Below are 12,616 nucleotides of genomic sequence, written 5' to 3'. Positions count from 1 at the left end.
CCAACACTTTAAATTTGCGCCATGAACAAATTAATGACCCTATTAGGTTTAATCTTGTGTATTTCTTTAAGTGCGCAAGACACTAGCAAAGATTCTACCGAAACAAGATGGAACATGTTCAAATATGATATTGCCACCATGTTTCAAAGTGTTGGGCATTCATATACAAGACCATTGCATTGGGAAGGCAATGAATGGGCTCAATTTGGTGCTGTGGTAGGAGGTACTGCATTGGTATATTTAGCTGATGATGATACTTCTAGGTTTATTAGAAACAATAGAGAGGGTGTTCCGGAGCTGATAAGAGATTATGGCGAGTTTTACGGTAGTCCGTCAAATAACTATATGGCAACTTCTGGAGTATATGCCGTAGGATTAATTACCAAAAACGAAAAATTAAGAAGAACCGGGGTTTTACTGATATCATCTGCCACCTCAGCAGGACTTTTACAACAAGTATTAAAATCGGTAGTGGGTAGAGCGAGACCGCTGGCTGAATTAGGCAAAGACACGTTTGATCCATTTAATTCAAGTAGAAATTTCCATTCATTTCCTTCAGGACATGCATTACTTGCTTTTACAAATGCATATGCGATTGGAAAACAATTTAAAAATCCGTGGGTAAAAGCCGGTATCTATACTTTAGGTGCCATACCAGGTATTTCTCGTGTGTGGGATGGGCAACATTGGTTAAGTGATATGGTTTTCGCATTCGCTATTAGTATTGCAACCGTTGAGTCCATAGATAAATATCTAGATAAAAAGTATGATGAGAAATATAACAACCAAAAAAAGATGGTTAGTTGGAATCTAAATTTTGGACCCGGACAAATGGGTGTTACCGTAAATTTTTAATCTAACCCTACACTTTTAAATCCAATTTCAATTTAAAGGTCTAGGTAAATTATTAAAAGGTGATAAACTCAAAAAGCGAATATGACAAATATCATTTTATAGGTTTATTCTTACAACATATTATATCTATTTGATATGGTTTTTCCTACATTTTACAACAAATAATTACATAACCCTTTATTATTGATGTACTTAGTCTAAAAATTATTTTAGGCTATGATTTCAAACAAACACTACATTACCCTATTCCTACTTTTAATCACCTCCTTGAGTAGTTTTGCTCAAGTAAAGATTGGAAATGATGTTAGTACAATACATGATTCTTCCTTACTGGAACTTGAAAGCGCTACTAAAGTTCTAGTTTTAACTAGAGTTAGGAATTCTGAGATGCTGGGTATAACTCCTTTAAATGGTGCCTTAGTCTATAATACGGATACTAAATGTGTATACTCTTTTAATGGGGTTCTCTGGCAAAATTTATGCGACAGTACCTCCAATGTCATTTCAATCATTGATAATGAAGATGGCTCCTTTACCTTATCGTCTACGGACGGATCGACATTTACATCGCCTGATGCAGCAAGTCTGAAAGGTGAGGTTGGAGCTACAGGCGCAACAGGTGCCACTGGAACAAACGGACTAAGTGCATTTCAAATTGCAACAAACAATGGATTCTCGGGTACGGAAGCTCAATGGCTAGCTAGCTTGGAAGGTACTGACGGAAATGATGGAAATAATGGAACAAACGGATTAAGCGCATTCCAAATCGCAACAAACAACGGATTCTCCGGTACGGAAGCTCAATGGTTGACCAGTCTTGAAGGTGCTGATGGGAGCAATGGTGATGATGGAGCAGCAGGGTCAAACGGACTAAGTGCTTACCAAGTCGCAACAAATAATGGTTTCACTGGTACGGAAGCTGAATGGTTAACTAGCCTTGAAGGTGAAGACGGAAACGACGGTGATACAGGAGCAGCGGGATCGAATGGACAAAGCGCATACGAAATCGCTCAGAACAACGGCTTCGCAGGGACCGAGGCGGAATGGCTCGCAAGTCTTCAAGGTGCCGATGGAAACGACGGTGACACAGGAGCAGCGGGATCGAATGGACAAAGCGCATACCAGATCGCACAGAACAACGGCTTCGCAGGGACCGAGGCGGAATGGCTCGAAAGCCTTGAAGGTGCCGACGGAAACGACGGTGATACAGGAGCAGCGGGATCGAATGGACAAAGCGCATACGAAATTGCTCAGAACAACGGCTTCGCAGGTACCGAGGCAGAATGGCTCGCAAGTCTTGAAGGCGCCGACGGAAACGACGGTGATACAGGAGCAGCGGGATCGAATGGACAAAGCGCATACGAAATCGCTCAGAACAACGGCTTCGCAGGTACCGAGGCGGAGTGGCTCGAAAGCCTTGAAGGTGCCGACGGAAACGACGGTGATACAGGAGCAGCGGGATCGAATGGACAAAGCGCATACGAAATTGCTCAGAACAACGGGTTCGCAGGGACCGAGGCGGAATGGCTCGCAAGTCTTCAAGGTGCCGACGGAAACGACGGTGATACAGGAGCAGCGGGATCGAATGGACAAAGCGCATACGAAATTGCTCAGAACAACGGCTTCGCAGGGACCGAGGCGGAGTGGCTCGAAAGCCTTGAAGGTGCCGACGGAAACGACGGTGATACAGGAGCAGCGGGATCGAATGGACAAAGCGCATACGAAATTGCTCAGAACAACGGCTTCGCAGGGACCGAGGCGGAATGGCTCGAAAGCCTTGAAGGTGCCGACGGAAACGACGGTGCTACCGGAACAGCGGGATCGAATGGACAAAGCGCATACGAAATTGCTCAGAACAACGGCTTCGCAGGGACCGAAGCGGAGTGGCTCGAAAGCCTTCAAGGTGCCGATGGAAACGACGGTGCTACCGGAACAGCAGGGTCAAATGGGCAAAGCGCATACGAAATTGCTCAGAGCAACGGGTTCGCAGGGACCGAGGCGGAGTGGCTCGAAAGCCTTGAAGGTGCCGACGGAAACGACGGTGACACAGGAGCAGCGGGATCGAATGGACAAAGCGCATACGAAATTGCTCAGAACAACGGCTTCGCAGGGACCGAGGCGGAATGGCTCGAAAGCCTTGAAGGTGCCGACGGAGCAACGGCAATTAAACAAAATTTAGACAGTCCCGATACCATTACAACATTGAGTACTTCTGCACTTACTTCATACTTAAAAACGGAAATCCTAACCCAGGCAAGTGCATTCAGTACATCAGATTTAACTGGAGCATCAGCTGTAGACTTATCGATTGTAGCTTGCCCATTTACACCTGTTGAAAGCAATATTGTAGGAGCAAAATATGTAGGTGAAATACAATGGGAAATTTTAGAAACACTGGGTCTATTTAAAAATAGGTTCGCTATTTACGTAAATAACACTCGAGTAACACCTGTTTTAAATATTTGGCCAAATGTCGTTAATATAACTTCTGCCCCAACTAGTAGGTTCTTTGAATACACAAGTACAGGTAGCGATGTAATTGAATTACGAATGTCAAGAGCGGTTGGAGCTACTGGGGTATCACACGTATTAAATGCGCAACTAAAATTAAGAAGGTCATTTTAAACTTTTTCCTATTGATATCCCAATTTATGAAACATATAAAATATACATATATATTCGCAATTATAATCTATGTTACCACGCTACAACTACATAGCCAAAAAATGAAAAACTATGGAGACCTAGAAGTTCATACTGACGGTCAACTTGGATTTTTTGGACCCGTAGTAAATGACGGACAGTTCTTTAGTAATAGTGGATTAGTAGGACTTTATGGCGAAAAAAGCTATACCATTTCTGGAAGAATAAAGCCAAAATTGTTTGATTTAGAAATAGCTAATCCTAATAATATTACTTTAAATATTCCTGTATCGGTTAGCAGTAATACCAATTTCATTTTAGGAGATTTACAAACTACTAAAATCAATCATAAAAATTATCTAGGTTTTAAAGCATCTTCCTTTTCTAATGGTGCATCTGATTTTTCTAAAGTAAATGGTTTTGTAAAGGCAACTGTTCTTGACCATTTTATTTTTCCTGTTGGGGATCAGGAATACATCAGACCTATATCATTGGAAACAGAATTTTCCGATATCGATTATACAGCTTGCTATATATATGGAAATTCAACAAATACATATCCTTTATATAATAATCAAGAAGTTGAAAACATCAGCACCAATGAATATTGGATACTGAAAGGTTCTAAAAAAGTTTCAATTACTATTGATTGGAACGACCGAAGCAAAATAGAAAGAATTACCGATAATATAAATGATATTAAAATAGTAGGGTTTGAAACTTCTACCTCGAGTTGGAAAACTTTGGGTGGGATAGGAAATACAGGAGACTTAAATAATGGTTTTTTAAGTTCTAAACTTTTTACACCTAATGAATATGCCGCAATTACATTTGGAGTTCTCGCTTCAAATGAAATCGAACAACCAGAAACTTCCTTAAATAGTTATCATTATATACTCAGTCCGAACGGTGATGGGGTAAACGATAATTTTATTATTGAAGAACTTGCGGACTATGAAAGCAACGTACTTCACATTTATGATAGAAACGGTTTACTTGTATTTGAAGCGCAAAATTATACCGATGAATTTGATGGTTATACAGGAAAAACAATTTCTACTTTAGATAGAGATGCCGGTTTAGCCCAAGGAATTTACTACTATATAGCTGCGGTCAATGGCGGTGAATTCTCATTACAAGGCTATTTATATATTGATCGATAGTAATGACTTTTAAGCATCTAACATATACAGTGCAAATTTAATTTTCCAGTACGGCATTTTTTCTTCAAAATACTCGAAGTAATCTTTTAAACCGGTAGCGTTGGTCAATTCCGATTTTGCCGCTTCTATTTTTGATATTTCATTGGCACTTACAAACTGATTTAAATCGAGCTCCTCCCCTTCGGCATGTTTTTTCATTAAATGCCCGTAAATCGTATTTTCAGATAGATTTCTTTGTGTAGCTATTTCAGAAACCGTTAGACCATCTTTAAATAAATCAAAAGTTTGATCATGAGTTTTTCGCTTTGATTTTTTTGCACCAACATGCTTTTTTATCTCCGCTAAAAATACATCTGCATATTTTTCTAATTTAGCCTGACCTACCCCGGAAACATCCATGAACTCCGTTTCATTTTTAGGTAGTTTAGCTTCCATATCCTTTAGACTGGCATCACCAAAAACCACATAAGCCGGTACATTCTGTTCAGTTGCGATTTGTTGTCTAAGCACCCTAAGCTTTTCAAACAAATCTGTCTTCCTAACCCGTGATTTGGTGGCAACCTTTTTCTTTTCAGTTTCCTTTTGTAATACAGCAAGTTGAACATTCTTTCCTGAAAACAACACTTCTTTTGCCTGAGGAGTTAGTCCAATCCTTGCTCCTTCCCTAAAGTTAATATACAACACTCCTTGATTCAATAACTGAATAACATATTGCTGTAAGTCTAACCAAGAAACATCCTTTACAGCTCCGTAGGTTTTTATATGCTGATAACCTTTTTCTAAAACCTGTGCGTTTTGTGCTCCTCTTAAAACGTCTATCACCATACCCATTGGCTCACGCTCTTTTAACCGTGCAACGCCAGAACATATTTTCTGCGCAAGTAAGGTTGCATCAAAATAAGCTGGTGGTGTGGTACATATATCGCAGTTGCCACAACCTTCGGTTACCTGCTCCCCAAAATAATTCAATAATGCAATTCTACGACAACTTAATGCTTCGGCAAACTGCTGCATACGCTCTAATTTGGCATATTCTACATCTGCATTTTCACTTTGAGTAATAAACCTTCGCAACTGTGCCACATCGGCAAAACTGTAAAATAATAATGCGTGCGCTGGGAGTCCGTCACGACCTCCACGACCAATTTCTTGGTAATAACCTTCTATATTCTTGGGTAGATTGTAATGAATAACCCATCGTACATTACTTTTATCTATCCCCATACCAAAGGCAATAGTTGCAGCAATAATCGGCACTTTATCCGTAATGAATTCTTCCTGCACCAATGAGCGCTCTTCTGATGACATTCCTGCGTGATATGCTTTCGCCTTAAAGCCCGCATTTCGTAATTTCTCTGCGATGGACTCCGTACTTTTACGGCTTAGGCAGTAGATGATTCCGCTTTCAAAAGGTCTTTCATCTAAAAAATCTAAAATATGCTTTATACGGTCTTGGGCAGGTTTTACATCTAAGTACAGGTTGGGTCTATTAAAAGAAGCCAAGTGACGCTTTGCATTTGGTATACTTAATTGATCAACGATATCATCTTGAGTAGTTTTATCGGCCGTTGCCGTCAGTGCCATTACCGGAATATTGGGAAATCTTCTTTTTAATCCGCCAAGCTGAGTATATGCAGGTCTAAAATCATGACCCCATGAAGAAATACAATGCGCCTCATCAACGGCAAACAAGCTAATTTTTAACCTATCTAAAATTCCGTTTAGAAATCCTAAACTTTCTGGAGCAACATAAAACAGTTTCAACTCCCCATGTTCCAATTTTCCTAAAATCTCTTGTTGTGTTTCTGCGGACTGGGAACTATTATAGTATTCTGCAGCAATGCCATTAGCTTTTAGAACATCTACTTGATCCTTCATTAAAGCAATTAGGGGAGAAATCACAATTGCAGTTCCTTCTAAAGCTAATGCCGTCAGTTGATAACAAAGCGACTTACCACCACCAGTTGGCATTATTGCGAGTACATCCTTTTGCTGAAGTGCATCTTCGATAATAGCCAATTGATTTGGCTTAAAAGAATCATAACCAAAGTGTTTTTTTAATATGGGAAGTAAATCTTGTTCTGTTGTAATCATGTAATGCAAAAATAGTATTTGGAATTGTCTTTGCTAGCTGTTTTCAAATTATTAAGTCTTTACGAGATAAGAAGCAATCTGTCGAATTCGTGTACCAAATCAACAGATTACTTCATCGTTCCTCTATTTGTAAACAGGTAAACCTATTTCCCCAACATCAACAATTCATTACATCTAACTTCTGTGATGTATCTCTTTTCTCCTTCTTTTGTTTCATAAGATCGGTGGGTCAATTTACCTTCTATGGCTACTTGTTTTCCTTTAATTAAATAATTTTCCACGATCTCGGCAGTTTTACCCCAAGCAACAATATTATGCCATTGCGTATCGTCTACTTTTTCTCCATTGGCGTTTTTGTAACTATCTGTTGTAGCAATAGAGAATTTTGCCAATTTGGTTCCTCCTTCTAGGTTTACGATTTCTGGATCTTGCCCTAAATTTCCAATCAACTGTACTTTGTTTTTTAATGCGTTCATCTTACTAATTTTTAATGGTTTAACAGTTCATACTATCAAGTTACCGGAACTCGACACTGCAAACCTATATCAGCTTTGAAACTATAGTCGGTTTGTAAACGTTTACTATCATTTGTTGTCGTTTACATTCGTTTAAAAACTTTTTTAATACTGTATATCAATTGATTAACAAATAAAAAATAAGTATTTTATTTACATCGATATAACCACCAATTCATATCTCGAGTCAATTCGTAGCCTAATTTCTCGTAAAGTGGTATTGCAGCATTGCCTTTGTTTGTGTGAAGAATTGGTGTCTTTTTCTCCTTTATAATTTCTTTTGTACAGTGCGCAATAAGCTGTTTGGCGAGTCCCCTTCTCGTATAATCGGGATGGGTAACAACGGCACTTACCTCAATAAATAAATTGGTTTGCATTCGTTGTCCCGTAATTGACACTAATTTGCCTTCTTTAAAAATTCCGTAATAATTACCCATTTCAAAAGTCTTTCTTCTGTAATAACCGGGCATTACCAACCAGACTAATTTATAAATTTCATCAATATATTCATCGCCCAACAAAACTATCTCTTCGGTTATAGCAACATCTGGCAGCTCATTTAAAACCATTTGGCAACCATCTATTTTCTTCTCTAAAAAAACGTTGGCATCATCAACTAAGGGTGTTTTATTTTCAGAAACGAAGAAGAAACTATCGGTAGTTTCTAGATAATCATTAGATGCTTTGGTTGTTTTTTCTTCATTAAAAAAAGCACCAAATGTACATACCTCCTGTTCATAGAAAAGTACTCCGTCAAATTCAACGGCAAACTTTTTATGGGTTTCAATTAGGGAATACCATACGGGGTTTTTTAGTTGTTCTTCTAAGTTTGCCATAGTATACATATAAACAGGAAAATGTAAAGTTGCATAAAATAAATAATATCTAAAACCACAATTTCATCATATCATAAATAGAATCTTATAGAAAACTAAGCGATTCTATTATCCTTATTTATAGATAAGTGAACTTTTTTTCATATATTAAAAAAGAAAAATATACTCTTACATATCCCCCATCGATTTTGTAAACCTATGATCTGATTCCCCCATAACAATGTTATGGTCAAGTATAAACATAAGTTGCATTTGTGGCTTATAAAAATCAACTTATACACCGTTTGCAACTATGAACGTAATCGATTACAAATATCTTGAAACTTTTGTTTTTGCAGCAATATTCGGTGTTTTCGCAATTTATCACCTTTTACTTTTTCTGGTTCTTAGACTCAAAATATTACTTTACTACTGCATTATTTTGATTGGTGTAACGGCTCATTGGTCACTTTACTTATTATTGTTCGATGCCGACAATAGCTTTTCTCAACTGGTACAAAACACTTCGTTGACCACGGCAATGATCACCACATTCGGGTTTCTGATCTTTACCAAATTTTATCTCAACATCACACAGAACAACAGCCCAGGCTTACACAAAGCTTATACAATATTAATGTACGTTACTATTACACTACCCATTATACACATTCTTTATTCTATGCTTGTTGGGTTCAATTCTTTTAGTAAAATATTAGAATTAATAGCTGCAATAACTTCTTTGACCACTATGGTCTTAAATATCATTTCTGGAATTAAATTATTCCATGCAGAGAAATTCAACAAATATTATCTCTATTCCTACACTCCATATCTTTTAGCTTCTATTTTATATATTGTTACTTGGTTACTTAGTTATTTCTTCAATATCAAAACCGACTATATAATATTGATTACCTCTATTTTGGTAACCTTGCAAATAATTCTATTCTCTATCTTAATTGGCTTCAAGTTCAAATCAATCGTAGATGACAACAAAAGAATACAGCTTGATGCAAATAATAGGCTGGCATATGAAGTTGATCGCCAAACCAAACAACTACAACAGGCAAAAACTGAACTCGAATTTCAAAACAAAGAACTGGAGACGGTCAACAAACTAAAAAACAAAATATTCTCATTGCTTACACATGATGTAAGAGGGCCTTTAAACAATGTTAGCGTTTTAATCGGATTAATAGAAAATGAACTGGTTGACACTCCTTTAAAACAGATTACCGCAAAACTAAAAAGTGATGTTAACGACCGTGTATCTATGGTAAACACTTTGCTAGATTGGTCTTACAAACAGATGGACGGAGTTAAAGTCAGTAAAGAACAATGCAATTTAAATGAGGTATTCAATGCTATTATAAAGGAATTTGAGTGGGCAGCAAAAGACAAAAACATTTCTATAGAACAAGAGATTTTGTGCCAAACCATATTTATTGACCGAAACATGCTAAAGGTTATTCTACGAAACCTTTTATCAAATGCCATTAAATTCAGTGAAAATGGCAAAAAAATAATCCTGTCGTCTCAATGCACTTCTGATATAGTAGAAATTAAAGTCAAAGATTTTGGCTTAGGTATGAATACCGATTGGCAAAATAGTAACGAAAGTAATCATGGTCCTACAATTAGAAAAGGTACCATTGGCGAGAAAGGAACTGGTTTCGGTTTAATGATCACCAAAGATTTCGTGGAAATGAACGATGGTGAAATACACTGTATAAGTGAAATTAATAAAGGAACCGAATTTATTTTACAATTTAAAAATACCGTGCAAGAACCACCCAAATTAAGTTCAAATGAATTGGATGATATGTTGTCTAATTAACCTCCACAAATTCTTTTTCTTGACCATTATCAAAAGTTGGAGAAGACATCAGTTTTGCATGATTTACATCAAAAACATTTCCTGACTCTTTATCTATTTTATAGGTTGATTCTTGAAATTCAGAAACCACTAAAATATCATAATAGTCCTTACTCTCCCTAATGGTCATATCATCTTCAAAGCTAGCTATGTCTATTGACCCAACGTTATCACTTGAATTGATTGACTCTATTACAAATTGAATAGTGTTTTCCATCTCTTCCGTTTTATAATACGGCGAAATTTTATCATCAGCATTAAAATTTTCATTTGACACCTTAGCATAGCTAATGACATTCTTCAACACATCTACTCCAAAATCAGAATAAAAAACTGAGTTCACTGGCAGATATTTTATCGGATTTCTAAAAGAAACTTGAACTGTTTCTCCATTGGTCATCACTTTTATTCTTGAAAAATTTTGAGCGCTTACATCCTCATCGATCATTCCCAACGCCATTTTTACAATGGCATCTTTTCCTAGCTTAACAATTTCTTTCACTTCTTTATTCATTGTAATGTCTTGAGAAAATGAATTTGCATTCACCAATAACAAAAGAAAGACTACGTATAATTTCATAAGCTTATTTAACGTAATAAAACCTTTATATATTACATTTAAAACCCGCAAGTATTCATTAATCTGCGATTACATCGAATAGCTACAATGTATCACATGGTTTAAAACGTTTATTCAACTCGTTGTTTAACTAAACGCAACAATTTCTTAACCTTTTATCGTAATAAATCAATCATCTTTACTATACCTATTAAATGACCAATGAATTACAACAAAATCACTTTAATACTAGTACTATTTATAGTTAGTCTTCTAACCGGCACTTCTCAAACAACAAATAATGACGAAGACCATGGTCACACCCACTACAAAAATTATTCAGATGTCATAGACCATAAATTAATCTTCCCATCCGAAGTTCCAGATAGAATTATAATCAACTTAACCACAGACCCTTCACATAGCTTTGCCGTTAATTGGCGAACCGAGCAATCTGTAGATTCGGCATATGTGGAAATAGCTTTAGAAACCCATGGACCAGAATTACGATTACCCGGTGTGGCAAAAAGCATATTGGCAAGTACTGAGTTCTTTGAAAATGAAAATATAAGGGATAATGAACCCTTAGTAAAAGCAGCCTATCACTCCACCGTGGTCAATAACTTACAACCTGGCAAAACTTATGTATATCGTGTGGGTTATGGCGCACCGAATGCAAGTACGTGGAGCGAATGGTTTCAAATTAAGATGCCAAATGAAAATAAGGATGAATCGTTCAGTTTTATTTACTTCGGAGACGCGCAAAACGATGTAAAATCAATGTGGTCTAGGGTTATTCGTAAATCTTATAAAATGGTACCAAATGTTGATTTTATGTTACACGCAGGTGATTTGATCAACCACAGTGAATCTAATAGGGAGTGGGGCGAGTGGTTCTATGCCGGCGGATATATACATGCTACCGTACCAAGTGTTATGACACCAGGAAATCACGAATATAGCAATGGTCAACTTTCAAAACTATGGAAACCTCAATTCAACCTACCGGAAAACGGACCAGAGTTTGAAAACATGGAAACATATTACAGCATTGAATATCAAAATATGAATTTGATCTCTTTTGATGCCGAACATTTTGACGAACACCCTAATACCCGAAAACAAGCTACAGCATGGTTAGAAAGCGTACTTTCTAAAAACAAGAGCAAATGGACGACCATATTTCTACATCTACCAATTTTCTCTACTGCAAAAGGCAGAGATAACACAGAACTTCGTAATGCTTTGAAGCCATTAATCGACAAATATAAAGTTGACTTGGTCTTACAGGGGCATGATCACACGTATGCCAGAGGTCATGAATCTAATGAAGAAAACGGTAAAACAGTAATTTCAGATGTTGGTACCATTTACACCGTATCGGTCAGCGGACCAAAAATGTACGAATCACAAGACCAGGAGTGGATGGTACGTAGAGGTGAGTTTACTCAATTATTTCAAGTAATTACCGTAAACGAGAACAGTATAAAGTACCAAGCATTTACGCCACTAGGCAGTTTGTACGATAGTTTCGAATTGCAAAAAGATGACAAAGGCAATAAAAAGCTCATAAATGGCGAAAACGAACTGTTTTTACGCTTAAAGCAAGATTTTTTAAAAAAATAAGTCTTCGTATATTAATTTAAACGTAAACGCAGGGCATATTTAAACTAAGCCGATTTTTACTTCATTTCACAAAATTCAATTCACCAAAATTCCTCTATAGAAACAATTTTCATTACCTTAAAACTTCTAAAATTTTTTGGGGATGGAATTGAATTTGGTGAATGTAAAATCTAAGAAAAGATATGAAGTATTAATTGATGATTCAACAGCTTTCATTGATTATATCATAGCTAAAGAAAAAATTTACCTTACCCATACCGAAGTGCCAAAATCCATGGCAGGTAAAGGAATAGGCTCTGCCCTTGTCCTAAAAATTTTAGAAGATATAGAAAGACAGAACTTAATTTTAGTACCTCTTTGTCCTTTTGTAGCATCCTATATTAAAAGACATCCAGAGTGGAACAAATTAGTGCTTAAAGGCAGTAATGTCGAAGAGTAAATTATGAAAACCAAACTATCATATAAAA

10 protein-coding genes are annotated in these 12,616 nt (G+C 36.9%); 6 read left to right on the top strand and 4 right to left on the bottom strand.

Annotated elements, in window-relative coordinates:
- Nucleotides 1–21: 21 nt before the first annotated feature.
- From EXIGUO8A_RS08855 to EXIGUO8A_RS08845, 3 genes are all read left to right on the top strand, one after another.
- On the top strand, nucleotides 22–855 hold the full coding sequence (locus tag EXIGUO8A_RS08855) for a phosphatase PAP2 family protein (RefSeq protein ID WP_159302837.1): 834 nt from the start codon (nucleotides 22–24) through the stop codon (nucleotides 853–855).
- 216 nt (nucleotides 856–1,071) lie between these two features.
- A complete protein-coding gene (locus tag EXIGUO8A_RS08850) occupies nucleotides 1,072–3,480 on the top strand; it encodes a putative sodium/potassium/calcium exchanger (protein ID WP_159302836.1) in 2,409 nt (802 codons plus the stop codon).
- Between the two features lie 101 nt (nucleotides 3,481–3,581).
- Nucleotides 3,582–4,661 carry a T9SS type B sorting domain-containing protein gene (locus EXIGUO8A_RS08845; RefSeq protein WP_159302835.1) on the top strand — a complete coding sequence of 360 codons (1,080 nt, stop codon included), beginning with the start codon at nucleotides 3,582–3,584 and terminating at the stop codon, nucleotides 4,659–4,661.
- Between the two features lie 9 nt (nucleotides 4,662–4,670).
- On the opposite strand, the gene recQ is transcribed toward EXIGUO8A_RS08845, so the two are convergent.
- The 3 genes from recQ to EXIGUO8A_RS08830 form a co-directional block, all read right to left on the bottom strand.
- Entirely contained in the window at nucleotides 4,671–6,755 is a 2,085-nt protein-coding gene (gene recQ / locus EXIGUO8A_RS08840) for a DNA helicase RecQ (RefSeq protein WP_159302834.1), read from the bottom strand.
- A 143-nt stretch (nucleotides 6,756–6,898) separates the two neighbouring features.
- The gene (locus EXIGUO8A_RS08835) at nucleotides 6,899–7,231 is read right to left on the bottom strand and encodes a single-stranded DNA-binding protein (RefSeq protein ID WP_116771804.1); all 333 of its coding nucleotides are present in this window, start codon (nucleotides 7,229–7,231) and stop codon (nucleotides 6,899–6,901) included.
- A gap of 188 nt (nucleotides 7,232–7,419) precedes the next feature.
- Nucleotides 7,420–8,106, bottom strand: a complete 687-nt coding sequence (locus EXIGUO8A_RS08830; protein ID WP_159302833.1) for a GNAT family N-acetyltransferase — start codon at nucleotides 8,104–8,106, stop codon at nucleotides 7,420–7,422.
- A gap of 292 nt (nucleotides 8,107–8,398) precedes the next feature.
- Here EXIGUO8A_RS08830 and EXIGUO8A_RS08825 point away from each other — a divergent pair, with 292 nt between their 5' ends.
- A complete protein-coding gene (locus EXIGUO8A_RS08825; protein ID WP_159302832.1) occupies nucleotides 8,399–9,925 on the top strand; it encodes a sensor histidine kinase in 1,527 nt (508 codons plus the stop codon).
- Here EXIGUO8A_RS08825 and EXIGUO8A_RS08820 read toward each other — a convergent pair.
- Entirely contained in the window at nucleotides 9,918–10,544 is a 627-nt protein-coding gene (locus EXIGUO8A_RS08820; protein WP_159302831.1) for a hypothetical protein, read from the bottom strand. The two genes, EXIGUO8A_RS08825 and EXIGUO8A_RS08820, sit on opposite strands and share 8 nt — an antisense overlap.
- Nucleotides 10,545–10,745: 201 nt before the next feature.
- Here EXIGUO8A_RS08820 and EXIGUO8A_RS08815 point away from each other — a divergent pair, with 201 nt between their 5' ends.
- Both EXIGUO8A_RS08815 and EXIGUO8A_RS08810 read left to right on the top strand, forming a co-directional pair.
- Nucleotides 10,746–12,149, top strand: a complete 1,404-nt coding sequence (locus EXIGUO8A_RS08815) for a purple acid phosphatase family protein (RefSeq protein ID WP_159302830.1) — start codon at nucleotides 10,746–10,748, stop codon at nucleotides 12,147–12,149.
- Between the two features lie 142 nt (nucleotides 12,150–12,291).
- On the top strand, nucleotides 12,292–12,588 hold the full coding sequence (locus EXIGUO8A_RS08810) for a GNAT family N-acetyltransferase (RefSeq protein ID WP_159302829.1): 297 nt from the start codon (nucleotides 12,292–12,294) through the stop codon (nucleotides 12,586–12,588).
- The last annotated feature ends 28 nt before the right edge of the window (nucleotides 12,589–12,616 follow it).

It is taken from the genome of Maribacter litoralis, assembly GCF_902506355.1.
Lineage (GTDB): Bacteria > Bacteroidota > Bacteroidia > Flavobacteriales > Flavobacteriaceae > Maribacter > Maribacter litoralis.
Note: the sequence above shows the minus strand (reverse complement) of the source record. Positions and strands in the feature narration are given on the sequence as shown.

What these genes read in the sequence shown, in the direction of transcription:
- EXIGUO8A_RS08855 (WP_159302837.1), top strand. Translation starts at nt 22, where the DNA reads ATGAACAAATTAATGACCCTATTAGGTTTAATCTTGTGTATTTCTTTA.
- EXIGUO8A_RS08850 (WP_159302836.1), top strand. Translation starts at nt 1,072, where the DNA reads ATGATTTCAAACAAACACTACATTACCCTATTCCTACTTTTAATCACC.
- EXIGUO8A_RS08845 (WP_159302835.1), top strand. Translation starts at nt 3,582, where the DNA reads ATGAAAAACTATGGAGACCTAGAAGTTCATACTGACGGTCAACTTGGA.
- recQ (WP_159302834.1), bottom strand. Translation starts at nt 6,755, where the DNA reads ATGATTACAACAGAACAAGATTTACTTCCCATATTAAAAAAACACTTT.
- EXIGUO8A_RS08835 (WP_116771804.1), bottom strand. Translation starts at nt 7,231, where the DNA reads ATGAACGCATTAAAAAACAAAGTACAGTTGATTGGAAATTTAGGGCAA.
- EXIGUO8A_RS08830 (WP_159302833.1), bottom strand. Translation starts at nt 8,106, where the DNA reads ATGGCAAACTTAGAAGAACAACTAAAAAACCCCGTATGGTATTCCCTA.
- EXIGUO8A_RS08825 (WP_159302832.1), top strand. Translation starts at nt 8,399, where the DNA reads ATGAACGTAATCGATTACAAATATCTTGAAACTTTTGTTTTTGCAGCA.
- EXIGUO8A_RS08820 (WP_159302831.1), bottom strand. Translation starts at nt 10,544, where the DNA reads ATGAAATTATACGTAGTCTTTCTTTTGTTATTGGTGAATGCAAATTCA.
- EXIGUO8A_RS08815 (WP_159302830.1), top strand. Translation starts at nt 10,746, where the DNA reads ATGAATTACAACAAAATCACTTTAATACTAGTACTATTTATAGTTAGT.
- EXIGUO8A_RS08810 (WP_159302829.1), top strand. Translation starts at nt 12,292, where the DNA reads ATGGAATTGAATTTGGTGAATGTAAAATCTAAGAAAAGATATGAAGTA.